Origin of the sequence: Armatimonas sp., assembly GCF_043757465.1 — a bacterium.
GTDB lineage: Bacteria > Armatimonadota > Armatimonadia > Armatimonadales > Armatimonadaceae > Armatimonas.
Map to the genome: position 1 here is coordinate 1 of NZ_JAYVPL010000064.1, position 24,295 is coordinate 24,295.

Sequence of the window (24,295 nt, forward strand, 5' to 3'; positions counted from 1 at the left end):
CCGCTCACTGAGGAGCAGCGCATTGTCCATGTGTTGAACCGTCTTGGTTTTGGCCCACGCCCCGGCGACATCGAGCGCGTGCAGAAGCTCGGCCTGAAAACCTATATCGAGCAGCAGCTTCACCCCGAGACACTCAAAGACGATGCCGTGCGCACGAAGACGGCGGCTTACGAGGCGCTCAAGCTCACTGGGCTGGAGATCGCTGAGATGGAGCGTAATGTCCAGATGAACAATGGCCGTCTGCTCCAGCTTCAGAACCAGCTCTCCCAGCGCGGTGCCGCGGGCGCATCGCAGGCGATCCAGAACGGTGTCGCCGCCGCGCAGACCGGCACCCCCCCGCCACAGCGACAGCAGGCGCAGGGCATGCTGGAAATGATGCGCAACGCCACCCCAGAGGAGCGTAAGCAGCTCGAAGAGGGACGGATGGCGCGGCAGAAAGTCAACGACGCGGGCTCGCAGCTCGTGATGAACAAGCTCGTGCGCGCCGTGGAGAGCGAGCGGCAGCTTCAGGAAGTGCTGGTGGACTTCTGGAGCAATCACTTTAATATTGATGCCACGAAAGTTCGGGCAGCGAAAGTAGTGGACGAGGAGCAGGCGATTCGGCCTCACGTGCTGGGTAAGTTTAAAGAGCTGCTCGCCGCCTCCGCGCACTCGGCGGCGATGATGCTGTATCTGGACAACGCCCAATCGGTTGCCGCTCAGCCCGAGCGAGCGACCGACACGCGCCGCCCACAGTTTAGCTTTGCCCAGGTGCGGCAGGGCGCCGAGCGTGGCCTCGCCCCCGCCGTGCAGATGATGGCACGGGTGCGGGAGATCGCCAAGAACCAGAACATTACCGAGGAGCAAGCCTACGAGCGCCTCTCTGGGCAGGGGATACCCAACCGGCCCTCGGCCCTCCAGCGCCAGAAGCAGGGCCTGAACGAGAACTACGCCCGAGAGATCATGGAGCTCCACACTTTGGGGGTGGACGGTGGCTACACTCAAAAAGATGTCACCGAGCTGGCACGATGCCTTACCGGATGGGGCGTGCGTGGCGGACGCTACGGAGGCGAGTTCGAGTTCCATGCGGGCCTCCACGATCGCGGAGAAAAAGAAGTGCTGGGCGTGAAATTCCCCGCGGGCGGCGGCCAGGAAGAGGGCGATAAGATGCTCGAAATTCTCGCCAACCATCCTTCTACAATGAAGTTTATCTCGACGAAGCTTTGCCAGCGTTTTGTCTCTGACAGCCCTCCCGCCAGTTTAGTGGCGAAGTGTGTTGCGACGTGGCAGAAAACCGACGGTGATATCCGTGCGCTTCTTGCGACGATCACGAGCAGCCCTGAGTTCTTCAGCGCGGCGGCCTATAAATCCAAAGTCAAGTCCCCCTTTGAGTATGTCGTCTCGGCGACACGTGCGCTTGGAGCCACGGTGGAGACCGCACCGCCTGCCGCTCCCGGGCCGTTTGGCGGTGGCGGAATGGGGGGGATGCGATCTAATGGTGGGCTCAATATCTTCGCACCCAACGGTGCTGGGCAGAGCAATCAGCGCCTTCTGGCCGGTCAGGTGGGGCTTCTCGGCCAGCCGCTCTTTAACTACGCCTTCCCGACAGGCTACCCGGAGGAGTCCAGTAAGTGGGTCTCCAGCGGCGCACTGATTGGGCGCATCAACTTCTCACTTTCCCTGGTCAATGGCCGCATCAGCGATGCCGATCTGAGCAAGTCACTGCCCTTCACCGAGACGCCTAGCAAGCCTACTCCCACCATGATCGAGCTCCTCGGCGAGCAGCTCACGGGCGGAGCGCTCTCGGCGGCGACCGTAAAAACACTGCAAAAGCAAACCGAAGGCGATGAGTTCTCAATCAAGCGCCTCGCCGCTCTCATCCTGGGCTCGCCCGAGTTCCAGCGACGCTGACCTACCCCCTACCCCCCGCCCAGCGGGGGGACGATTAGGATGGGAGATCTTCTTTTTATCCCCCCCGCCCGGCGGGGGATGGGGGGCTGGAGAAAACGATGAATGTATCACGACGATTGTTTCTGAAAAATGGCGGAGTGGCCTTGGCCTCGGTGGGACTAGTGCCCGCCTTTGGACCGTCGTTCTTGCAACGCGCGGCGCTTGCACAGAACTCCCTGGGGGGCAAGAAGAAAAAGACCCTTGTCTGCGTCTTTCTGCGCGGCGCGGCGGACGGCCTCTCGGTGGTGGTGCCGCACGGCGAGGCGGAGCTCTACCGGGCGCGGCCTAATATCGCGATCCCCAAGAACCAAGTGGTGGATCTGGACGGCTTCTTTGGGCTACATCCCGCACTAGAGCCGCTAGCCAAGATCTACAAAGACGGTCACCTGGCCGCTGTCCATGCCTGTGGCTCGCCTCATGGCACGCGCTCACACTTCGATGCCATGGACTACATGGAGAGCGGCGCCCCGGGCAGTAAAGCGGTGCACGATGGCTGGCTCGCACGGGCCGTGTTGCAGTGTCCGCAGGATCGGGCGAACCTGAAAAAGTCTCCGTTTCGCGCGGTGGCCCTGGGCGGCGGCCTGCCCACGGCGCTGAAGGGCGATGCGGGCGCACTGGGCATCCCCGATCTGCGCACGTTTGGCATCAATGATCCGTCGGCGGCGCGGCGCAGCGGGCGGCGCGGCGATTCCGGTGCCGATGAAGCCATGATGGCGGGGGCGTTTGCCACGGGCAGTGCCGCAGGTGGCTTCGAGGCGCTCTACGATCAGGCGGTTGGGGATGTCTTGCACGGTACGGGTAAGGAGAGCTTTGAGGCGATCAAGATGCTGCGCTCCGTGAACCCTGCCAGCTACACACCCGCGAGCGGCGCTGCCTACCCCAACGGCAAGCTCGGCGACTCGCTGAAGCAGATCGCGCAGCTCATCAAGGCCGATGTGGGGGTCGAGGTGGCGTTTGCCGATATCGGCGGCTGGGACACGCACGCCAACCAGATTCAGAACGGCAACCCGGCGCAGGGAAATCTCTCCAACAAGCTCCGCGAGGTCGGTCAGGCACTCGCCGCGCTCTACACCGATCTGGGCGACAAGATGGACGATGTGGTGGTGCTGACCATGAGCGAGTTCGGGCGCACCGTGAAGCAAAATGGCACGGGCGGCACGGACCACGGCCACGCGACCTGCTTCTTCGCGCTTGGTGGCTCAATCAAGGGAGGCAAGGTCTACGGCGACTGGCCCGGCCTCACCCCTGAGAAGCTCTACGAAAACCGCGATCTCGCGATTACCACCGACTTCCGCTCGGTGTTTGGGGAAGTGGCGATGAAACACTTAGGTGTCCCGGATCTGGCGAAGCTCTTCCCTGGCTTCGACGGCGGTGTCAAGTCGTTCCGAGGGCTACTGTAGCGGCCTCATAAACGAGGCTCGCTCGCTTCGCTACGGGCGCAAGCGCCACGATGTCACTCCGCGACCTGGGAAGATAACGGAGGACGTGTTGCGCGCCCGCTGGGCGAGGGTTAGGGGAGTGGCTCGGCGGGGCGGATCACCCCGACATGGCCTTCTAGCTCTAGCTGCGTTACGGCGTCCACGGGAAGCCCCATGCGCTGGCAGAAATCGAGGACGGCGTCTTTGCTAGGGGCTTCTAGGATCCAGACGATCTGCCCCTCGGCGGGGCTATGAAAGCTGCGGTAGCCGCGCACCACGGAGTCGTGCTGCCCCCGTGCGGCAATCTCCTCGATGCGCTCCGGGGTGAAGCTACCGGGCGGGAACGTGTGAACCGAGAGAAATCGAGGCATGAATCATTGTACCCGAGGGTTTGTCTGCTACAATAAAAGCCTATGGCATCGCAGGGCAAGATTCAACCAGGGTTACTAGGACGTATTAATGAGTGGCGTGTACTAAGAGCAATCCAGCGACACGGCTCCCTCTCCCGAGCGGAGCTGGCACGCGCGACGGATATTACCGCGCCGACGGCTTCCAAGGCCGTCGAGACTCTCTTGCGCGATGGCTGGCTGGTGGAGGAGGACGATGCCGATGTTCGGCGCGGACGTCCGGCCAAGAAGCTGCGCTTGCCTGCGGAGGGAGTTCAGGTGCTGGGTGTCGTGGTGGACCGTCCCCAGTGCCGCCTTGTCGTGGCGGGACTGGATGGAACCCTCCGGGAGGAAACTCGCTTCACGACGCCCGACACCTACGAAGCCTTGCTCAGTACGGCACTGGCCTGGGCGCGCGCAAAGCTCGCCGTTCCTGGGATGCGTACCGATGGCCTCTGTGTGGCGCTACCCGGCCTGCTGGACTACACCGAGCAGCGCGGCTTGCTGTCCCCCAATGTCCACCTCACCGATGGCCAAGCACCTGCGCAGGATCTTCAGAGTGCCCTGGGGATTCCCTGCGTACTTATCCACGAGATCCACGCCCTCTGTCTGGCGGAGCGACACTGCGAGAGCGCCCAGAGCCTAGAGGACTTCGCTCTGATGGATCTCTCCACAGGGGTCGGATTCACTGCTGTGCTGCGCGGCCACCCCTTCACGGGGCACCGGGGGTTGGCCGGAGAGCTGGGGCACATCACCGTGAACCCGACAGGGCGGCTGTGTGGCTGTGGCAACCGGGGCTGCTTGGAGACGGAAGTTAGTGATCTCTCACTTCAAGCGGCAATGAGCGCCGCCAGTTTAGACGAAGCCGTGGCCCGCTACAACGCCGGAGAGACAGCGGCAATTGACCCACGTCTGGACTACCTTGCTATCGGGATCGCCGCCGCCCTTCATCTATTCAACCCTCCGACCCTCTTTTTGCACAGCCGGTTTCTCTCCGAGTGTCCGACACTACTTCCCAAACTCCGTGAGCATCTGGTGATTCGCACACTGCGGCCTGTCTGGGAGGACTGCACCATCGCGCTAGCGCAAGGCAATAAATCGCAGGGAGTGATCACCGGCATCATCGAGCACCTCACCAACGCCCTCCTGCCTGCCTCGCTGCAAGAGCTGCATCGTCTTGACCCCGGGCTCACCCACTGAGTTTAAAGGCCGGGCGATATGGTTGCTCGCATCAACACGTACTCGCATCGGGCGACGGAGCCGCTGAAGCTCGCGGGTGTAGAAACAAATATCACGCGCTAAAACCTTCAGGCGAGGATCAAAGCCATGACGGAGTAGCTCGACTCCCGCCTGCGGCAGGCTTGTTCCCTGCACCACAGTTCGGTAGAGCGCCACGATTGCCCCCGTGCGATCACAGCCCTGCTGGCAGTGCAGGTAGGCCGGGGTGGAGCATAAAAGCGCCAGTAGCCGCTCCACGGTCGGGAAGTCAGGAAGCGCCTCGCCCATCGGCACCGAGACATACTCCAGGCTAAGACTCTTGCAGAGTGTGGCCTCGTTGCAATCGGTCTCGTGGCGCAGCCGCAAGTCAATTACCTGGCGCACGCCCTGTGCCTTGAGCGCCCGGAGCGCCGCTTCCGTGGGAGCCGCACCACAAAACAGCCCCGCCGCAACCCGGCGCGTCCCCCCGCTGCGTCGCACTCTCACCCGCAGCAGCACCTGCGCCAGCGGGCTGGCAAAAAGCGAACACGGTGATTTCATAACGTTCTCCCTTTTCGATTTCGCACCACAACTCCACCGCTTCGCACCACAACTCCACCGCCCATGATTCCTAGCGCCAGCAGGCCGAGGGTTCCGGGTTCCGGCGCAGAGGTGGAGGAAAGGATCGCTAGCCCCGTCACGCCGTCGGTGTTGTAGTAGGTATCCAGGTCAGCGAGCTGGGTGAAGCTGCCATCTGTGGGGCTGATCGAGCCAAAAACAAACCGCCCACTGCCCGCCGGAGCCAGGGAGAAGGTGGCGTAGATGGTTCCGCCGTACTCCTCCATCCCCCCATAATCGGCGTTGGGAACCGGGCCGATGGAGGTAGAGAAAGTATCGCCCATGTGGTAGCGGTAGATCATGTCGGTCTGCTGGTTGCTGCAGATAAAGTCGGTGGCGCTGGTGGCGACCATTCCCCCGGTACCAAAAGGAAGCCCCATCGGGATCTCGCTGATCTGGGAGAAGTCGGTGGGATTGATCTCCACAAAGGTCGAGATACCCGGAGCGATTGATGCGGGGCCAAAGAGACGTGTCCCCACAAACACGGGCGAGGCGGTTCCCTGGTTTGCATTGGCGATCAGGGTCAGGGTGGGAGCGAGGCCCAGGGCATCGTCGAGTCGGAAGATACCCCCAATTCCAAAACACAGAACATCCCCGCCGCTCGCTCCTCCGTTCAGGTTGCCGACGTTCATCCCAGCAGGGACGGTCGTCATTCCCACCACACGGGTGCTCAGCGTGAATGTCGAAACAGCGCTGGGACTCTGGAACCGGTAGAGCGTGCTTGCCTGAGTCGCCAGAAAAGTGGGCTGTGCCTGCGCACTACTCAGCATACCAAGAGCCAGCAAGCAGCCCAGTGTAGAAGTGATCGTTTTCATGTTCATACCCGTTGTGCTTTTCGTTTTCGTGTTGCAATCCCACCGATCATTCCCAGCGCCAGCAGGCCCAGCGTGCCGGGTTCGGGAGCCGATGTCGCGGAGACAATGGCAATGGCTCCGACGTGACCGCTGGTGAAGTTCCCCACAAACGAGAAGCTGGAGTTGACATTGCTGGCCGGGATCGCCCAGAGGCTCGTGCCGTTGCTGGTGGCAAAGATCGTGTCCAGTGTGTCGCTGTAGGCACCGTCCCATACAGCGGCAGGGACCGCCGCGTGGAGATTTGCGGCCCCTGTCGTGAGGTTCACATCGGCGAGAAATCCTGTGGGTGAGGAGTCCAGCGAGTAAAAAGTATTCCTTGTGGAGTCGTAGGTAGCCGCGTCGTTATCCGGTGTACCCGTTGTCACTCCCATTGCAGTCATGGCTCCTGTGGAGGTGATGGTGTAGAGGTCGCGGGTGAGGGAGAGCGAGCCAAAGGCTGGAGCCCAGCGTGTCAGAACCATGCTATTGAGCGTGGGGACATACTCCAGCCCCTCAAAGGCTCCCACACTGAGGTACTTTCCCAGCGGTGAGACAGCAGATACCGCTCCGCTTGTGGGGCTAATCTGGTAGAAGTTATAGAAATCCGTGGCAAACTCGTAGCCGATTGCATAGAGTTGACTGTCGTTGGGGTTGAAGGCCATGGTCGAGAAGTCCAGCCCACTTACTCCCATTGCCCCAATAACACTGGTTGCGGCATTGGACGGGTTAACCCGCACCAGAGTGTTGTGGTTCTGGATTCCGTAGAACCCTACTGTGGGCTGTGCCTGCGCTCTGTTGATGCAAAGAGTGAGGCAGGCAAAAAGACAAGCGATTTTAACATAGTTCATGAGAGGTCTCCTTTGGTGCGGCGCAGGACAACTGCACCGAAAGTTCCGAGGCTGAGAAGTACCAGCGTGCCGGGTTCGGGGGCGGCAGTGGAGACAGTGATCGTGTGACTGAGAGGAGTTCCATCACTGGTGAACCCATCGCCACCGTTTCCCAGTGCAACATCAATGGTGTCGTTGGCATTGAGAAGTAGCGAATTGAAAGAGAGCACCCCTCCGCCGTTGGTGCTGAGATCGGAGGCGATCGTCGCTCCATTACGCAACAGGTAAATATCGGTGTCCCCTACGTTGCCATTGAAGTAGGTCGTGCTAATATCGTAGTTGCCCGTGCTGGGAGCTGTGAAGCGTAACACGGAAAACTGGCCGCTGGGGCCACCATGAAGCGAGATTTGTCCCGGTTGCCACCAACCAAAGACCGTAGTACCGCTGATGTTTTTCTCAAAATTGGGTGCACCAGAACTCATGTTGGTTCGCCAGAACTGGACTCCCAGAGGGTCGTAGCCCGATTCGGTGTGCTGGATGAAGCTTCCGCCAAGGGTGGTGGTGTAGCCGTAGCGCCAGACACCGTTGGGGTTACTGGCGTAGGTTCCGGGGTTGAAGTCCGCCGCCGCATCGTAGGTTTGGGCCTGTGCGAGTGAGCCAAGCGAGAAGAGAAGGGTGAGAGAGATTCCAAAAGCGAGAGAGTTTTTGCGCTGTTTCATTTTGTTCCTGCCTTTCGTGTAAGACAGGAACAGTATAAGAGCGCTACGGGCTTTCGACAGCCCCCCAATGGGGGCAAAACCGCCCCCATTGGGGGGCAATTGCGCTTCCTGAGACACTAAGATGCTCTGCGGCAGTGAAGCCTATGCCGTGGCGCTCACCTACTACCAGGCCGTCAAGTCCGCCGCCAAGCGCGGCGTCCCTGGTGCCCCACGCAAGACCTCAAAGCCCGACCCCGTAGCCAAAACATATCGCGCCGGAGCCCTAAGCTTCGGCGCGGCATTTCGACAATGCCAAAATGCCAATGAGCGTTTTCAACCTGCCAGCGTGCATCTTCGAACTCCGGGGTGGCATCTAAGGACTCCCCTGCATATTTGGAGTACCCACAGGCATCTCCGAAGTGGGAGAGGGTACTTCGGAAGTACCCATCACCACATTAAAACAGGACATAGGCACTAAGATGTAATACTTATGCTACAACAGGAGGCTCAGGAGAAAATTGTTGAGAAAGAGCCCATTTCAACATATTACCGTGAGTTATTACGATATATGAACCATCTTCTGAATCAGAAACAGATGCATCTGGATCATTTAAATGAGTCCTTATAAATTCAGTAACATCTCCTATTAAAGCCGAAGATTTAAAACATGGAGTCACAGATAACATATTAGAATTACTTGTACTTTCATTTTTTTCTGCGACTTGAAACACGTAATGAAAATTTCCATTTGATCCTATACTCGTGCGATAATTTTTTCGGAATTTCTGACTAATCTTTATATCATCATCAGGAGTAAATTCATAAGCACCAAAGCACTTCTTCTTGTACTGTTCCGTTAAACTAACTTTCACATCAATGCGATCATTAATCATTATTTTGTTAATAATTCTAGAAAGAGCACCAGGCATTACTGCTATTCTCGACATATCCTGGACGAAATTGTTAAATTCACCTGATTTATATACCAGATCTAAATGAATGAACATCATTTTAGTCTCCGTCAATGTAAATTGCAATGATTCTATACGATCTATAGGCAATATATCATTTTCTGAATCTTCTAAATAGGGACAAATAACACGAATTATATTCGTTCCATATTCTCCTTGAATTAACAAAACTGATTTACTTGAATATTTATCGTTTTTAACATCTGAATATTCAAATAGAACATATATTGAATCGTCTTTTGAAAATAAGGAAAATCCAGGATCGACATCGGCACCTAAAACAACAGGTATTTCATTCGTCCAGAATTCTTCAAGCGATTTACTCCCTTTTTTGACACCATGAATCAAATTTATAAACTCTAATCTATAATTATATTTTTTCTTAACACCATTAATATAATTATTTTTAAATAATTGATTACTGGCACCATAATAATTATCGTGGATTTTCTTTAAAATATATTTCGCAATATTTATTTTCTGATCAATACTTATCTTTTTCTGTAAATATGATTCTGGATTTTCCAGTAATTTTGCAATATGATTCTTTATTAGAGCCGCCCTATCTTTTTCTGCATCAAAGTTCACTTCACAAACCCATACTGCATCATCGTCTGCAATGCCAAAACTATTACCCGCAGATACAACATTTCCCATTTCTCAGTGCCCTTTACTATTGCCTTTCAATACAAACTGAGATAGTATGCCACAGCTCCTCTTCAGAACACAACCCCCAAAGAGGTTCATTTTTATAGCTAGCTATAAAAAAATCCAAATCCTGTTGACTCTTAGTCATAAAACGTGACCCTAATTCCCGATGCTTTATTGCAGCCAATGAATACGCAGAATATGCCCCCTCATAGTTCTTCACTTTTTCAAAAGCAATCGCCATAAAATCTAAACACCTCGCAACATAAAACCTATTCTTTGATTCTATTACTTCAGGTAATAATAAATTCGCGAAATATAAAGATAGATTATATTTATTACACTTTAACAATACATCAATAATATATAATAGTTCTCCTTGATTTTCTTTTAAATTTCTAGTCAAATCATCACCACAAATCTTTGCAAGTTCCGTAGCAAGTCCTAATTTTCCTAATATTAAATATAATCGACACTGTATAACATCCTTATTGAAGTCTTCAGTACCACCGCTAATTAAAAGTGAGAGATATTTCTGACAACCTTCGATGTTTTTTCTATCTATACACTGATGTGCTAGCTGATAGAGTGCCCATTTCGCTGATTTTTCATCCCCTAGTTTTTCAGCCAGGTAAAGCCAGCGATCCCAGTACAGTGCCGCTCCTTCTTCTTTTCCCTGTCTGCGTAGTAAGGCACCACGTAGACTACAAAACTTCATGAGGGCACGCTCATCTTCGATATGACCATCTACAGCATCCATCAGTGCAGAGAACTCTTGCAAATAGCCTGACTCAAATAGCTTTCCTCCGAGCAAAGCCAGAAAAGAAAGGAGAAGCTCGTAGGACTTTGCATGAATTGCCCAGTCTATGCCACGACGGATATTGTCTATCTCTTTGAGAACCAGGCGTTGCATCGGAGCAATACCTCTGTTTCTCGCAATAGACTGCATTACTTTTGCGGCCTCATTAACCGATACCGCATGGCGGGCGCGAGTAGGCTCCCCTTCACCGATCTCTTCGAGCACTTCCTCGGCGTACTCGCGGATGACGACGAGCATGTCGTAGCGCGGGGTTTCGGTCTCTTTATCAAATTGGACGGTGATCAGCGAGTGGCTGTGCAGCTCGTCGAGGGCATCTAGGACGACCATGCCGCAGCCTTCGCAGACGGTCTCGGCGGCCTCTAGGCTCCAGCCACCACGGAAGACCGAAAGCCGGGCGAAGATGCGCTTGAGTTCGGGAGAGAGAAGATGGATGGACCAGTCTAGGGCGGCGCGCAGACTTCTGTGGCGCTCGCTGGCGGCGTGGCGGCGGTTGACTAAGAAGCGCAAGCGGCCTGAGAGCTGGTCGCGCATCTGCACGGGGCCCAGTACGACGCTTCTTGCAGCGGCGAGCTCGATGGCGAGCGGCAAGCCCTCTAGTAGTTCGACAATCTCCTCGACAATCGGCAGCGACGACGGGTTCTGGGCGAAGTCCGGGCGGGCGCGGCGGGCACGGTCCAGAAACAGCGCGACGCTCGGGGCGTGGGGCAGCGGCTCTAAAACACGCTCTGTCTCGCCGCGAATCCCCAGGCGGCGACGGCTGGTAATCACGCAGCGCAGGGCCGGGATGTCTTTGAGGAGACCTTCCACCAGCCGTGCGCCGTGCGTGACAATCTGCTCGAAGTTGTCTAAAACCAGTAGCGGCGCTTCTTGCTGGCGCAAGGCATAGACAATCTGCTCGCGCGGCGGGGCATCGCCTTTGGGCAGAGCGAGCGCGGCGTGAAGTGCCTCGAAAAAGCCCGTGGTGGCATCGCTGACCTCAGCAAGTGGCACAAATATAGCCTCCGGTAACGCCTGTCGTGAGAGCCGCGTCTTGCCCATTCCGCCGGGGCCGGTGAGCGTGAGAACACGATTACCTATTTTCTCCCCCGCCGGGCGGGGGCCGGGGGGGAGGCTTACCCACTCACACACCGCAAGCACATCAGCCTCGCGGCCATAGTAGCCATCCAAACCACTCGTGAAAACTCCCCCGTCGGACGGGGGCTGGGGGGTGGGCGTAGATGGCAGCGCTTGCTCAGGGAAGCGGCTGGCGAGCTCGCGGCGCAGGACATGCGCCTCGTCGGTGTGGCCGACAGTCTCTAAGTCCAGCGCAAGACGGGTCAGCACAACGAAGCAGCCCGCCTTGAGCCGCTCCCGCTCCCGCACCGACCAGTCGTCGTAGAAGCCAGGGAGCAGATCCCCTTTGTAGAGCGCGGCAGCGGCCTGGAGCGAGGGGAGCCGCTGCTCGGGAGTCGAGGCGCGCACTGCCGTGAGAAGATAGTCGTCGAAGTGCACGACATCGCTTGTAATACCGGGACGCACCCGCACTCCCACGTTGCCCCGCTTCTCGAAAATATCCTCTCCGAGCCCCGTGCGTAGCTCGGAGAGCTCTCCGCGAAGCCTCAAGCGCTGGCGTTGCGGGTCTTCCTCGGGCCAGAGTAACTCGCCGAGCTCTTCGCGGGAGTGCACCCGCGCGGGGCGGGTGGCGAGCATGGCCAGCAGGAGGCGACAGCGGTGGGTGCGGAAGTGAGAGACGCTTACCTCACCACAGACGGCACGTAGCCCCCCTAAGAGTTCAATGAACCATGTTGTCGGAACACTTTCCACCACGCCCAGATTCGGCAGAGAGGGGCAGGCTTCCTTTTTTTAGTGAATTATGGTTGGATTCGCCATGACCCAGCCGCTAAGGAGCGCATGAAGCAGCGCCTCGGAGCGGCTATGGGTCTCTAGCTGCTGCCCGATCCGCCGGAACCCACTCTTGACAGTCTCCTCCGAGACACAGAGATAGTCGGCGAGAGTTTTATTGTTCGTGGTGCGGAGCACCACAGCGGTCTCTAGCAGGGTTTTGAGTGCCGGGGTAAGCGGACAATTCGTTATGTGCCGGTTCGGTTGCGTTGACATCTTCCTAAACTCCTCATCAAACGGCGCTGCTTTTTTTTGATTTGATGCAGCGTATGCAAGGAGTCTAGGAGGCAAGCGTAGACAAAACGTAGACACAATGGGGGGCACGAAAAATTTCTATTTGAGGGTGAGCGCCGTCACGGAGCGGGCGGGAACCGTGAGGGTGAGCGTCTTGCCCGAGAGTATCGCTCCCTCGAAGGGCTGTGGCGCAATGGCATTGGGATGAGCCGCCGTGTTGTGCGTATCCAGGGCATCGGCGGTGAGCGTTCGGCCTGTCACGGACGCTAACACGGCCCCAAGGTTTACTGTGAGCGGCTGCGCGTCCGAGGCGTGAAGATTACAGAGCGTGAGTAAAATACTGCCGTCGGTGGATTTAGACGCTGAGGCATGGAGCGCGGGGAGCGTCTTGCCTTCTAGCGTGTACTCACCACAGGCTAGGTGGAGCGGGATATTTTGCGCGTCCTGGTGGCCTTTGTACATCTCAAAGACATGCCAGGTCGGAGTTTTAATCAGCGTCGGGCCATCGGTCAGAAGCACGGCTTGCAGGACATTCACCGTCTGCGCGAGATTGGCCATGTGCACGCGCTCGGCGTGGCTGTGAAAGAGGTGCAGGTGAATTCCGGCAACAAGCGCATCTCTGAGGGTGTTCTGCTGGTAGAGAAAGCCCGGATTCGTGCCCGGCTCGACATTAAACCAAGTGCCCCACTCGTCCACGATCAGCCCGATCTTACGCTGAGGGTCGTAGTGGTCCATGAGCGCTCCGTGGCGCTCTAGGAGCTCGCCCATCTTGAACGTCCGCTGGAGAGTGTCGAACCAGCCCGCCTCATCGAAGCTTGTCGCGGGGCCTTTGTCGGTCCAGTTGGTGGTGTAGTAGTGCAGCGAGAGCCCTTGCATCAAGTGGTGCGGCGTGTTCTTCAGCAGCGCCTCGGTCCACTTATAGTCGTCCACATTCGCGCCACAGGCAATTTTATAGAGGCGATTGCCGCCGTAGTTGCGGCAGTAGGTGGCGTAGCGACGGAACTCGTCGGCGTAGAATTCCGGGCGCATGTGGCCACCGCAGCCCCAGCTCTCGTTGCCCACACCCCAGTACTTTACGTTCCAAGGTTTCTTGCGGCCATTGGTGCGACGCTCATCGGCGCGGGGCGAGATGCCATCGAAGTTGACATACTCTACCCACTCCGCCAGCTCCTGAACGGTGCCGCTGCCGACATTGCCGCAGATATAAGGCTCGGTGCCCAGACGCTCACAGAGATCTAAGAACTCGTGCGTGCCAAAGTGGTTGTTCTCCGTGACCCCGCCCCAGTTCGTATTGACCATGCTGGGACGGCTTGTGCGCGGCCCGATCCCATCGCGCCAGTGGTACTCATCGGCGAAACAGCCGCCCGGCCAGCGCAGGTTAGGGATGCGAATCTCTTTGAGCGCCGCGATCACATCCTCGCGAAACGTCGCGCGCTCGGTGTTCCAGAATCCCCCGTAGATACAGCGCCCTAAGTGCTCGGAGAAGTGACCGTAGATATGACGCGAGATCGTCGTGACGGCTTCGTCGGGGTGCAGAGAGAGTGTGTTTGGCGTGTTCATGGGGGGATTATACCGAGACGCCACCCGTTTTCCTTTTTTTCAGAAGTAAGGTAAAATCAGGCTACTCTATGTAAGAGCTTTTAATCTTGTGGCTTAGGAGGCCCGTTCGACTATGAAAGTTATTATCTCTCCCTCGTCTCGGCGAGGGTTTACGCTCATTGAGCTTCTTGTCGTGATCGCCATTATCGCCATTCTTGCGGCGATTCTCTTTCCCGTATTCGCCCAGGCGCGTGAAAAAGCTCGTCAGAGTGTCTGTCTGTCTAATATGAAGCAGATCGGCACCGCAATGATGATGTATGTTCAAGACTACGACGAAATGTTTCCATCGCAGTCCTACAATGGCGTGGACTACGCTGGTCTCGGGGGGCAACCCGTAGATGGGATGCCTGTTATCGGTTCCGGGATTGTCAACTCGTTTGGTTGGAACTACAAAGACCGGGTTTTGCCCTACACTAAAAACGAGCAGATCTGGATCTGCCCCACCAACCAGCCCAACGGCACCCTGAAAACAGCCGCTCCCAATGTCGGCTATCACATGAACGGGAATGTCTTTCTGCCTCAGGGACTCGCGCTGGCAGCTATTGTTGCTCCGGCCAATCTCTATATCGGACGAGAGAGCGGCAAGGGCTTTGTCTTTAACCGAGCCTACCTGCGCCCGATTCCGGGTCGCTGCGACGATGTGATTGCTTACGAAGTAAACCCTGCTAATTACATGCCCCACTCGAAAGGCTACAACCTTCCCTTCGCCGATGGGCATGCCAAGTGGTATCGCTCAGGAGGCACAAAAGCTCTTGCGCACTTCCCTAAAGACGAGGATAACAGTGTCCTGAGGAACCCTGGCGTCCAGTACTGTGTTCCTTAGGAAAAATCATGAAAAATAGTATCTTTTCTCTCATCGCTCTAGCGGCACTGCTCACCGGGTGCGCTAAAAAAGAAGAAGTTCCCACTTCTCCTCCTGAGGGTACAGGAGCGGCCAGTGCACCTAAAGCTCCGACAGCAGCAAGTCAGAACGGAGGAGCTGCTTTTGGCCCGGATGGCAAGCCTCTCACCGGGGCTGGCAAGTAGAAAACTCAACCGGGGGCAGCCTGCCCCTGGTTTTTATCTTTTCTGGATCAGCGCCGCGCGCGCTTTGAGCGCCTGGGCATCATTGGGAAATCTCAGGCTTTCCAGCTCCACGGCGAGCGCTGTGAGCTTCGCCTGAAGGCGCTTCGCCTGCTCGTCGGAGGCCACGGAAAACACACCAACCCGAGGTTTGCTCAAGGGCTTGTTGCTTCTATCTTGCGGGGTGATCTTCCAGCGGTAGCTCTTGCCCCGTGCCAGCGCCGTAGTGATGCGCCACTCGGCTTGTGTGGTCTGGGTCTTGACGAGCGACTTGCCCTTGGGATCAACGAGCTCCGCGCTGTAGTGATGCACTTTCGGAGTGGCTTTCCAGCTGATAATCGGGTGCACTGTCAGCGAGATGGGGGGACGATCTACAAGCAGGCTACTGGGGGGGAATAAGGCACTGACCCCCACGGGTTTTGCGGCCACGGGGGGTGTCAAAGAAGGTGCACCGGTGCTGCGCAGTGTCTGAAGCTGCTTCTCCAACTGGGAAATCTTACCCCGAAGCTGGGCACGCTCACGCTCATAGACCGCCTGGAGGCGCGTGGTGTCCGGAGCAGGGGAGGCGGCAGGGGCACTGATCGGAGCCGAAGGTGTTGTGACGGGCGTTTTCGGGGCGAGCTTTCCGTAGAGTGCTCCCAAGCCCAGGGCATTGAGTGCCAGAAAAAGTCCGGGGATCAGTGCCGAGCGGGCGGGTTTGGCCGTGGACTGCGAGGCCATAGTGGGAGAGGGAGCGGTTGCGAGGGAGGGGGCTTCCACCACCCGCAGCACCGGAGCGCTCTCGGAGTGATTCTCCTCAGGAGAGTCCGTATCTAGGGGAAAAGAGATCACTAAGGCAGGCCGGGGAGCACTTGGCTGCTGCTTGGCAAAGCGACGCAGCGCCTGAAAGTCCTGACGGCAGTACTCGCACGCTCCCAGGTGGTCGTCCACACGGCTCTGCTCACGTGGGCTAAGGCGCTCTTCCACGGCGCTGAGCAAGAGCTCGACGGGCAGATGCGGCAAGCTCCCTAGAACACTGAGGTAGAAAGCCTCCACCGCCTTGAGGTCGCTTTTGGGTTCACTCATAGGGCCTGCTCTCCCCAGAGATCCAGCAGGTTCACGAGCCGGAGCCGGGCGTTCAGGCGCTGCTGGCGCACCGTCTCAGGCATGATCTTGAGCAGCTCCGCCAGCCGCGTGTCGCTACAAGGAAGCTCCCGAAAGAGCACGGGGAAGGAGCGTGCCCCGATCTCCATTGCTTGGGCCAGCTCCGCCTCGCGGACGATCTTATGGTGTGTTAGGAGCGAGAGAAGGCTCTCACCTGCCGTGTCTTGTGCGCCCAGCAAAAGAATTACCCGCTGGCGTACCGGCAGTGCCAGGAGTGCATCCCAGAGCTGGCGCAGCAGAAACACCGCCTCTAGCTTTTCTGCCAGCGGGTGGCTCTCGCCCACATCGTGCACAGGCGGCTCCGGCAAATCGCTCAGGGCTGCCACCACCGAGACCAGCGCCTCTACGGCGACCCGGTGGCCTACGCCACGGAGAATACGCTCCATGAGCTCTGTTAGGAAGTGCGTTGTCTGCGGGTCGAGCCCTGCCTTGCAGGGGGCACCAGCAACTGTGGGAACGGTGACAAGGCGCTGCCAGCGGGCGCTTGTGGTGGCACGCCCCGCGCCTTTGATACCCGCGAGCAGGCCCCCACCAAGTCCCTTCTCCAGGAGAAAGAGATCCGCCCGGTTGCGCAAGACAGAGAGAATACAGAGCTGAAGCTGCCGCCGGGCGGGCTGAAAGGCATTAAGGTGCTGCGAGGCGATCTGCAAAGTCACGGACTCGGTGAGATCAAAGAGATCGGGAGGCGGGAGCTGCTTCTCACGCAGGAGGGTAAGCTGCTGAGCCAGTGCTGTCTGCGCACTCTCACGCAGCACAAGATCGCTGATTCGTTGGATATGGAGGGTTTGCTCCAGATGGGGGTGCAGGTACTTTTCCTGAAGCGTCTCCAGGTGCCGTCGAGCCGCCTTGCCCTCTTTCTCGGACACAAAGCGTGCTCCCAGCCGCTGCACCTGCCAGCGCTCCCACCCTGCAAAAATTGCCATCGTGTGTATTGTACCAAACGCTCTGGGCTCTCAGAGAAGCGCGGCCTCTTTTACGGCACGCAACGTCGCCACCAGCTTTCCAAGCGCCTCGCCACCGTCCTCGGGGCGCCAGGCCGGGACATGAACAAAGGCGCTCGGAAAGGGAAGCTGTGCATGCAGAGCGTGGTAGGCTAGGTGGTTACACAAAAACGACCCGGCCGAGAGGCTCACGGTAACCGGTAGGGGAGTTTTCTTCTCCAGCACCTGCACAATCTTCGCGACATTCAGGCTCGCAAAGTAGGCATCCGGCCCGCCCGCGACAATCGCCGCATCCCGTGGCTTTGCGCCTAGATTGTCGGGCAGACGGAAATCATCCCAGTTGATCGCCACTTTCTCTAATCGCACCGTCTGCGGCTCGCGCCCCGCCTCGCCCAGCATCAACCAGAGCGTTGGTGGCTCCGGAAGCGCCGCCAGCGCCGTCTGCGCCACGCGCCATGCCAGCCCCCGCACGACCGGCAGAATCGTCACGACGATCTCCGGATCCAGCGCCGCCCAGCAGAGCGCCGCCTCCCGTGAACCATTGACAGGCGCGCTGCCAAACGAATCGAAGGCAGTGACAAAGATCATCCTGCCCCCGATCTACCCCCCAGCCCCCGCCCAGCGGGGGGGCAGCCCCTCACTTGCCCATTGCTTTGACGTTGGCGAGGCACCGCTCGATTCCTTCCAAGGCGGGCAGGGCATCGTCTTCGTACTCGACGATGTACCACTCGGTGTTGCCGTTGGTCTCGCACTCGGCGAAGATCGCAGCAAAAGGCACGTCGCCGTCCCCGACCGGCGGGGCGTAGGAGTTATTGGCGATGTCGTAGTCTTTGAGGTGAATGGTCAGGGCGCGGCCCGGGTAGCGTGTCAGGAAATCCAAAGCCTTGGCCGACGAGCCGCCATGTAGCGCATTGCCCGTATCAAACTGCATCACGATAGATTTATCCGTGTTGCCAAAAAACGTGTCCCAGGGCAGCGCACCGCCTTCCACGAATGGCTTGAACTCGGTATGGTGGTTGTGGTAGCCCGTCACCATCCCGTGCGGCGCAAGTTTCGCCGCGATCTCATTGAAGACTTTGGCTGTTTCAAGCCACGCCTCGGTGGAGTTTGTCCACTTCGATGCCAGCCCCGGGACAATCAGAAACGTATTGCCCAGGGTCTTGTGAAACGCCACCGACGTCTCAAAGTTCTCCCCGAGAAGCGTGTCAATGCCGACGTGTGCTCCGGCGCACGCCAGTCCGTTTTCGTCTAGGAGCGCCTTCAGAGTGGTTGCATCGTTGCCGTACCAGCCGGCAAACTCCACCCCCTCGTAGCCCATCGCCTTAATCTTCGCCAGTGTTCCCGCCAGGTCTTTCTCGCACTCGTGGCGGACGGAATAAAGCTGCACTGCAATTGGAATTCGTTTCATGACCTCTGGTTCGACGAGAGCCTACGGATTTCCTTGTTACGGCTTACCGTAGCGCACGAGAATGTCTTTCGTGCGGGTCGTCTTGCTCAGGCCCTTGGTAATCGTCTCCTCGTCATCGGAGCCACCATCGTCCTTGCCGTTCTCCCCAACACTGTAGAGGACAAAGCCCTCCGCACCCATGCGGTAGAGCAGTGGCTTTCCCGAGAACGGATCAAGGGGAGGAGCGAGCTTTAGGGCAAACACACCGGTCTTCAGACGCGCTTCGAGAACCGCCACGAGCTGCTGGCGTAGCAGTGCCTCCGCAGTGGCTTTCTGAACGAGTACGGCCAGTTGACTAAAGACATCCACATGAAATTTCACGTTAATGGAATCATCCCGAACCATAGGAGGGAGACGGACACCGTTCACCTGGCGGTAGTACGCACTCGTTCGACGCGGATGATCGTGCCGCTTACCAACGGCTTCGACGCGCTGGCGCAGTAAGCTCACCCCAGGGCGAGAGAGCTCTTTGTAGAAGTCGCGCCAGCAGCGGACCATGTCTAGCTCAACGTCGTCGAAGAGGCGCAGGAAAGTCTTTACCAACAACGGGCGTAGTGCTCTATCCATTTTGGGGTCAAGACCCAGCTCCTGGAAAGTGCTGTTAGGCAGCTCCCCGCGCATTTTTGCCGCTCCTTGCCGTACTGTCGCGAGCTCGTATTGCAAGGCGTGCCGTAGATCGGGGGGTGCTCCAAAGGCCGCGAGTGTTTTTTGTGCTTCCTCCAGCACATCGGCGCGGTCGCCGAACTGTTGAAGTACCTGAACAAAGACCTGATCTGCTATTGCCTGACTTTTTATCTGACTGAGGGCTGCTTGGAGGCCGCACTCTGTACCGATCTGCACTCCAACCCGAGCAGCACGAGCGACATCTTTGAGCGCATCCATGGGTTTGCCCTCCGCGCTAGCCAAGCGTGCTCGGAGACTGAGGAGGCGTGTGAGCTGGCGTGCAACTCCAAACTCAGGGTAGGAAAGCTCGCTCAGGTCGCTTAAGTCGCGCTTCATGGCGTAACCGGGCAGTGCGGTCGCTTTCTCTGCTAGCCGTAGGAGCACCTCCTGGCGCTGAAGGACGGGTGCGGCAGAAGCCAGGTCGCCGCCCTTCTTCAGCGCCGCACTCAGAAGCTCCAGATCCGCCGCCTTCTGAGTTGCAGGAATCGTGTCGTAGACCTGAGCCGCTGCCTGATAGGTCAGCGCAGCATTGAGGTTGTCGGGAAGGGAGGCTGTTTTGATCTGTGTCCAGTCGGTAATAAGCCCTTCGCGACGTGCGGCGGCAAGCTCTTGTTTGAGGGTCTGTTGCATCCTAGGTTCCTTTTTTAGTTGTTCCCGTTGTCCAAAACCTCGGTGAGGAAGCTCTGGACATCGGCGATGCTCTGGGGGGAGACTTCGTGGCCCATGGGATACTCTTTGTAGGTCATGAGCACCGGGTAGCGCTTTAGCTCCGCCTGAATAGCACGCCCCTGGTCAATGGGTAAGACACTATCATAGAGCCCATGCGCCACGAAGACGGGCTTGCCGACAAGCGCCATGTAGTGCGCGGCCCGCTGCGCCGCCTCCGGGATCAGCCGTCCGCTCATCAGCACCGCACTGCTTAGGCACTCAGGCCGTGTGAGCAACAGGAGTAGCGCCATCGCTGCTCCCTGGGAGAACCCCATCAAGACCGTCCGCGCGGGATCGGTGCCGTAGGCTTTGTGGCACTCAAGAATAAACAGCTCCAGGGTTTGGGCACTCTCAAAGGCGACCTCTTCGTCGAACTCCAGCCCGTCTTCCAGAAACGCGATGGGATACCAGCCCCAGCCGCCGCCATGCTTTAGGGGCGCACGGGGCGAGACAATGGTGTAGCGCGCATCCAGCCAGGGTGCCAGTCCGAACAGATCGTCCTCATGGGAGCCCACGCCGTGTAGCAGCAGCAAGAGCGGTGGGCGGGGCCCCTCGGCTTGCTGAACGCGATGTATCAGCGAAAACGACATGCCGATATGGTATCGTAAAACCATGCAAGAGGGGAAGGAAAAGCGCGAGGAAAAACCGGTCAACGCGGAGCAGATTCTCCGTACGCTGGCGGAGCGCTGGCGGGGTGCCGTCACTCTGGAGTACCGCTCGCAGCTTGTCCTGAGCCACCAAGGGGAGGCAGGGCTTCGTGGGGAGCTTACCGTGCGCCTACGCCGCCCGAACCTGGCGCGTATCGATATTAGGGTAGACAACCCGGAGGCTTGTGGCCTGCGGGTCTGTGATGGGCGCGTGATCTGGCAGCGTAATCAGAGGGTTCCCCTCCGCCCTGCCCGCACCCAGCGTCACGGTTTTCAGACCACGGTGATGGCGGGTATTGCGCACCCGCTCGACGAGGCCGCTTACTCCGTGGATCAGTTCCTCGCCCCGCAGCCGTTTCGCCTCACGGGGAGCGGCGTGGAGCGCTCCGCGACGCAGCGGAAAGACAAAGAGCGCGACGTGTTTGTAGTGGTACAGACCCAGACAACGAGCCGAGATACCCTGACGCTGGATGCTAAAACCTACGCGCCGCTCCGGCTCGTTCGGGTCGGCGACCATGGGGGAGTCGTGCAGGAGCTCTTGCGTGAGGAGTTTCACGATGTCATCCTGGGAAGCGCTCTGCCCACCACACTCTTCCGCTGGACACCTGAAGACGAGGCCCGACAATAAACAGCAAGCACCCCGCCTACGAGGCCGCTGAGCGCCTTCTCAAGCCCACGGGGCGGCGAGAGACCGGTCAGTATCTGGTTGAAGACAGCCAGCTTGTTCGGCAAGCGCTCCTTGCTCCTGAGGCGGTTGTTGAGGCCGCGTACTGCCTTCCGAGCGAAGTGCCGATCCTAGAGCCGCTCTGCATCGCGCGGGGCATCCCCCTCTATGTCCTAGCGGGCGGCTTGCTCCAGAAGCTCACGGGCACGGGCTACGAGACCGCTGTGAGCGCCCTGGCCATTGTCAAGCAGGGCCTCGTGAAGCCCGAAGCCCTGCTCTCGGACAAGGCTCTGATTCTCTGTGGGGAGCGACTCCAGGACCCGCGCAACGTGGGGGTTCTCATCCGCACCGCCGAGGCGCTCGGCTGCACTGGCCTGGTCCTCTCCGCCGGAAGCGCCGAGCCGTTCTCTCGCCAGGCCGTACGTTCTACCACGGGCAGTGTCTTGCGTCTCCCCATCGCCCTTGTCGCCGACCTGCCCAAGGTGCTGATGGCACTCCGCGAGCAAGGGGCAACGGTTGTGTCGTCGTCGGGAGCCGCCCCACAGACCGCCGCCCAGACCGATCTGACCCGTCGCCCGCTGGTGATTGTGATGGGCAACGAGCAAGAGGGCATCTCAGATGCCGTGGCAAGCGCCAGCGACACCGTTGTGCGCCTCCCCATGGCTCCGAGCACCGGTGCGGACTCCTACAATGTGACGGTCGCCGCGGGAATGCTCTTGTACGAAGCCATTCGCATGATAAAATGATGTCGGCTCGGAGAGGTGAGCGGAATGGTATCGCCACCGCCTTGAAAGCGGTCTCACCCCGGAACGGGTGTGCGGGTTCGAATCCTGTCCTCTCCGCCTTTTCTTTTGGTTCTTTCCTCTTCTTCTCCTGTAAAATAGCTTCATGAAAGTCAACGCGGTCGTTGCGACAAAGCCTGGGGTGGTCGAAGTGCAAGAACTGACACTTGCGGAGCCCGGTTCCGATGAAGTCGTGGTGCGAGTCACGCACTCCTGGATCAGCCCCGGCACCGAGGGCTCGTTTATCCGGGGGGAACGTCTCGCCGGAGACACGCCCCTTGCACCGTATGATCCGTCGCCGTTTCCTCTCGTGACGGGCTACCAAAAAGTGGGTGTGGTTACGTGGGTAGGGGCGAACGTGAAAAACGTCGTTATCGGGGAGCGTGTTTTTGCGACGGTCTCGCGCACCGACGGGCTCTTTTTCAGCCACGGTGGCCATGTCTCGCCCGCGATCACGTCCGCGCACCAGCTCTGGAAGCTCCCGGACGGCCCACTTCCTCTCGAGGCATTCTCCGGGCTTGTTCTAACCCAGGTGGGCTACAACTGCGGCATCCGCCCGAGTCTGACGCCCGGTGATGGTGCGATAGTGATCGGGGACGGCTTAGTGGGCCAGTGGGCCGCGCAGACCCTGGCCGAGCGCGGCGCAGTTGTCACGCTACTGGGGCGGCACCCCGAGCGCTTAGAAAAATTCACGCGTGGCATCGGCACGACGGAGCGTGAGAGTATCGCAAGCGGCCAGAGTGTCTTGGTGGACACAGTGGGTGACTTAGAGACCGTCTACGCGCTATTGCCCAAGCTCCGCCGTGACGCTCACTTTGTCTCGGCGGGCTTCTACGGCCACGACGGCAAGATTGATCTCCAGCGCCTTCGCAACCAGGAAATCACGGTTCACACGCCCTCGGGTTGGACGACGCCACGCATGGACGCGACACTAGAGTGGGTCGCGCAGGGCAAGCTCACCACGCTCCCCCTCCTCACGCACCGCTTCCCAGTCGCTGACGCCGCCGAGGCATTCGATCTCTTTCTGCACCGACGTGCGCCGTCGCTCGGCATTCTTCTGGAGTGGCCCCAATGAAAGTTCTGCAAGTGATCGCTCCCGGCTCCGAGAGCGTGCTTCTCGATGTCCCGCTGCCCACACCCGGCCCCGGCGAGGCCCGCGTTCGTATCCTCGGAGTCGCCACTTGCCCTCAGTGGGATCTGCACTTGCGCCACAACGAGCCGATGTTTGTCGGGCATCAGTTCCACTACCCTTACACGCCCGGCCAGCCCGGCCACGAGGCCACGGGAATGGTGGATGCTATCGGCTCCGATGTCACCGAGCTTGCCATCGGAGACAGAGTCAGTGTCTGGCGCGATGCTGGGCATAGCGCCCCTGGCTGCTACGCTGAGCAGGTTATTCGCCCTGTTGAGCACCTGATACGTGTCCCGGCGCACCTGCCGCCCGCTGCCACCGCGCCTGTCGAGCTGGCGATGTGTGTGAGCGCAAGCTTTCTGCGCCTGCGTCAGCTAAACGCCTTTCCCTGTACCCGTTTTGGCATCAGCGGCCTTGGCCCCGCTGGCCTCATCGCCGCCCAGCTCGCGAGAGCCGAGGGGGCAATAGAGATTATCGCCTGGGACTTGAGCCCGGTGCGCCGCACCTACGCCCTAGAGCGCGGCCTCATAGATCTCGCCCTTGACCCACGCACTGACAGACCACCCGCGCCGGTCGGCGTGGCGCTGGACTGTGTCGGGGCAAAGGCGAGTGTGGAGTACCTGATGGACCGCACGCACGGGATTCTCGCGCTCTTCGGTGTCCAGCGTGATCCCTACACGTTTGATATTCGCCACTACAGCCGACTTATTCTTTGCGGCTACCCCGGCCACTCCCGCGCCGCTGCTGAGTACGCTGTGGCTAAGATCACCGACGGCACGCTGGATCTCTCCTGCCTCATCACGCACACGCTCCCCTTCAGCCGCTACGCCGAGGGGATCGCGCTACTGGAGCGACAGGAAGCGATAAAAATCCTCTTTGTGCCAGAATAAGCCATCTCCGCCGGGGAGCGCCCTACCGGGAGAGCGTCCGAGAGTGCCCCTGCTCACGAACTAATCTTGTCCCGTAACTTTTTTTGCCAATGGAACCAAAATTGCTATGGAGGGAGTTATGAAAACCCAAAACTCTCTCCCCGAAAAATCAGATGCC

Annotated in this window: 24 protein-coding genes and 1 tRNA gene; 10 read left to right on the forward strand and 15 right to left on the reverse strand. The window is 58.6% G+C overall.

Translation table 11 applies throughout. The features are described from left to right. Positions 1-1,890, forward strand: a 1,890-nt coding sequence (locus ACH2ED_RS08095) for a DUF1800 domain-containing protein (protein WP_395090030.1), incomplete at its 5' end; no start/stop codon positions are given. Positions 1,891-1,988: 98 nt separating this feature from the next. Further along, positions 1,989-3,329 carry a DUF1501 domain-containing protein gene (locus ACH2ED_RS08100; RefSeq protein WP_395090032.1) on the forward strand — a complete coding sequence of 447 codons (1,341 nt, stop codon included), beginning with the start codon at positions 1,989-1,991 and terminating at the stop codon, positions 3,327-3,329. Between the two features lie 110 nt (positions 3,330-3,439). Here ACH2ED_RS08100 and ACH2ED_RS08105 read toward each other — a convergent pair whose 3' ends face one another. Continuing rightward, a complete protein-coding gene (locus ACH2ED_RS08105; RefSeq protein WP_395090034.1) occupies positions 3,440-3,718 on the reverse strand; it encodes a nickel-binding protein in 279 nt (92 codons plus the stop codon). 42 nt (positions 3,719-3,760) lie between these two features. Here ACH2ED_RS08105 and ACH2ED_RS08110 point away from each other — a divergent pair, with 42 nt between their 5' ends. Beyond that, positions 3,761-4,933: an ROK family transcriptional regulator gene (locus tag ACH2ED_RS08110; RefSeq protein WP_395090036.1), complete on the forward strand. Its 1,173-nt coding sequence runs from the start codon at positions 3,761-3,763 to the stop codon at positions 4,931-4,933. On the opposite strand, the gene ACH2ED_RS08115 is transcribed toward ACH2ED_RS08110, so the two are convergent. The 8 genes from ACH2ED_RS08115 to ACH2ED_RS08150 all read right to left on the reverse strand — a co-directional run bounded on the left by ACH2ED_RS08115 (position 4,814) and on the right by ACH2ED_RS08150 (position 14,020). Continuing rightward, positions 4,814-5,491: a tyrosine-protein phosphatase gene (locus tag ACH2ED_RS08115; protein WP_395090038.1), complete on the reverse strand. Its 678-nt coding sequence runs from the start codon at positions 5,489-5,491 to the stop codon at positions 4,814-4,816. The genes ACH2ED_RS08110 and ACH2ED_RS08115 overlap by 120 nt on opposite strands. Next, positions 5,488-6,363 (reverse strand): hypothetical protein, encoded by an 876-nt coding sequence (locus tag ACH2ED_RS08120; protein WP_395090040.1) that lies wholly within the window; start codon positions 6,361-6,363, stop codon positions 5,488-5,490. Before ACH2ED_RS08120 ends, ACH2ED_RS08115 begins: the two co-directional genes overlap by 4 nt. Positions 6,364-6,365: 2 nt before the next feature. Then, a complete protein-coding gene (locus ACH2ED_RS08125; protein WP_395090041.1) occupies positions 6,366-7,229 on the reverse strand; it encodes a PEP-CTERM sorting domain-containing protein in 864 nt (287 codons plus the stop codon). Next, positions 7,226-7,927 (reverse strand): PEP-CTERM sorting domain-containing protein, encoded by a 702-nt coding sequence (locus ACH2ED_RS08130; RefSeq protein ID WP_395090043.1) that lies wholly within the window; start codon positions 7,925-7,927, stop codon positions 7,226-7,228. The genes ACH2ED_RS08125 and ACH2ED_RS08130 overlap by 4 nt, the downstream gene beginning before the upstream one ends. Positions 7,928-8,394: 467 nt before the next feature. Further along, positions 8,395-9,534 (reverse strand): hypothetical protein, encoded by a 1,140-nt coding sequence (locus ACH2ED_RS08135; RefSeq protein WP_395090045.1) that lies wholly within the window; start codon positions 9,532-9,534, stop codon positions 8,395-8,397. Between the two features lie 16 nt (positions 9,535-9,550). After that, complete coding sequence (locus ACH2ED_RS08140) at positions 9,551-12,151, reverse strand: hypothetical protein (RefSeq protein ID WP_395090047.1); 2,601 nt, start codon at positions 12,149-12,151, stop codon at positions 9,551-9,553. 36 nt (positions 12,152-12,187) lie between these two features. After that, on the reverse strand, positions 12,188-12,442 hold the full coding sequence (locus tag ACH2ED_RS08145; protein WP_395090048.1) for a LuxR C-terminal-related transcriptional regulator: 255 nt from the start codon (positions 12,440-12,442) through the stop codon (positions 12,188-12,190). Between the two features lie 117 nt (positions 12,443-12,559). Continuing rightward, positions 12,560-14,020, reverse strand: a complete 1,461-nt coding sequence (locus ACH2ED_RS08150; RefSeq protein ID WP_395090050.1) for an alpha-N-arabinofuranosidase — start codon at positions 14,018-14,020, stop codon at positions 12,560-12,562. A 112-nt stretch (positions 14,021-14,132) separates the two neighbouring features. On the opposite strand from ACH2ED_RS08150, the gene ACH2ED_RS08155 reads away from it, so the two are divergent. Together ACH2ED_RS08155 and ACH2ED_RS08160 are read left to right on the forward strand one after the other, a co-directional pair. Continuing rightward, positions 14,133-14,882 carry a type II secretion system protein gene (locus ACH2ED_RS08155; RefSeq protein WP_395090052.1) on the forward strand — a complete coding sequence of 250 codons (750 nt, stop codon included), beginning with the start codon at positions 14,133-14,135 and terminating at the stop codon, positions 14,880-14,882. Between the two features lie 8 nt (positions 14,883-14,890). Next, a complete protein-coding gene (locus ACH2ED_RS08160; protein WP_395090054.1) occupies positions 14,891-15,085 on the forward strand; it encodes a hypothetical protein in 195 nt (64 codons plus the stop codon). 33 nt (positions 15,086-15,118) lie between these two features. Here the strand turns inward: ACH2ED_RS08160 and ACH2ED_RS08165 are convergent, their stop codons facing one another. From ACH2ED_RS08165 to ACH2ED_RS08190, 6 genes are read right to left on the reverse strand one after another with little or no spacing between them, the layout of a single operon-like run. Then, positions 15,119-16,186: a hypothetical protein gene (locus ACH2ED_RS08165; RefSeq protein WP_395090056.1), complete on the reverse strand. Its 1,068-nt coding sequence runs from the start codon at positions 16,184-16,186 to the stop codon at positions 15,119-15,121. Further along, complete coding sequence (locus tag ACH2ED_RS08170; protein WP_395090058.1) at positions 16,183-17,187, reverse strand: hypothetical protein; 1,005 nt, start codon at positions 17,185-17,187, stop codon at positions 16,183-16,185. The genes ACH2ED_RS08165 and ACH2ED_RS08170 overlap by 4 nt, the downstream gene beginning before the upstream one ends. 30 nt (positions 17,188-17,217) lie before the next feature. Further along, positions 17,218-17,793, reverse strand: a complete 576-nt coding sequence (locus tag ACH2ED_RS08175; RefSeq protein WP_395090059.1) for a pyroglutamyl-peptidase I — start codon at positions 17,791-17,793, stop codon at positions 17,218-17,220. A 49-nt stretch (positions 17,794-17,842) separates the two neighbouring features. Beyond that, complete coding sequence (locus ACH2ED_RS08180) at positions 17,843-18,613, reverse strand: sugar phosphate isomerase/epimerase family protein (RefSeq protein WP_395090061.1); 771 nt, start codon at positions 18,611-18,613, stop codon at positions 17,843-17,845. A gap of 36 nt (positions 18,614-18,649) precedes the next feature. Then, a complete protein-coding gene (locus ACH2ED_RS08185; protein WP_395090063.1) occupies positions 18,650-19,945 on the reverse strand; it encodes a hypothetical protein in 1,296 nt (431 codons plus the stop codon). Positions 19,946-19,959: 14 nt separating this feature from the next. Continuing rightward, the gene (locus ACH2ED_RS08190) at positions 19,960-20,613 is read right to left on the reverse strand and encodes an alpha/beta hydrolase (protein WP_395090064.1); all 654 of its coding nucleotides are present in this window, start codon (positions 20,611-20,613) and stop codon (positions 19,960-19,962) included. A 22-nt stretch (positions 20,614-20,635) separates the two neighbouring features. Between ACH2ED_RS08190 and ACH2ED_RS08195 the strand changes: the two genes are divergently transcribed. The 5 genes from ACH2ED_RS08195 to ACH2ED_RS08215 all read left to right on the forward strand — a co-directional run bounded on the left by ACH2ED_RS08195 (position 20,636) and on the right by ACH2ED_RS08215 (position 24,138). Then, complete coding sequence (locus ACH2ED_RS08195) at positions 20,636-21,298, forward strand: outer membrane lipoprotein carrier protein LolA (protein ID WP_395090066.1); 663 nt, start codon at positions 20,636-20,638, stop codon at positions 21,296-21,298. Positions 21,299-21,456: 158 nt separating this feature from the next. Further along, positions 21,457-22,080, forward strand: coding sequence for a TrmH family RNA methyltransferase (locus ACH2ED_RS08200; RefSeq protein WP_395090068.1), 624 nt, complete (start codon positions 21,457-21,459; stop codon positions 22,078-22,080). A 9-nt stretch (positions 22,081-22,089) separates the two neighbouring features. Next, a tRNA-Ser gene (locus ACH2ED_RS08205) sits at positions 22,090-22,176 on the forward strand. Between the two features lie 46 nt (positions 22,177-22,222). After that, positions 22,223-23,191: a hypothetical protein gene (locus tag ACH2ED_RS08210; protein ID WP_395090070.1), complete on the forward strand. Its 969-nt coding sequence runs from the start codon at positions 22,223-22,225 to the stop codon at positions 23,189-23,191. Continuing rightward, complete coding sequence (locus tag ACH2ED_RS08215; protein ID WP_395090072.1) at positions 23,188-24,138, forward strand: zinc-binding dehydrogenase; 951 nt, start codon at positions 23,188-23,190, stop codon at positions 24,136-24,138. Before ACH2ED_RS08210 ends, ACH2ED_RS08215 begins: the two co-directional genes overlap by 4 nt. The last annotated feature ends 157 nt before the right edge of the window (positions 24,139-24,295 follow it).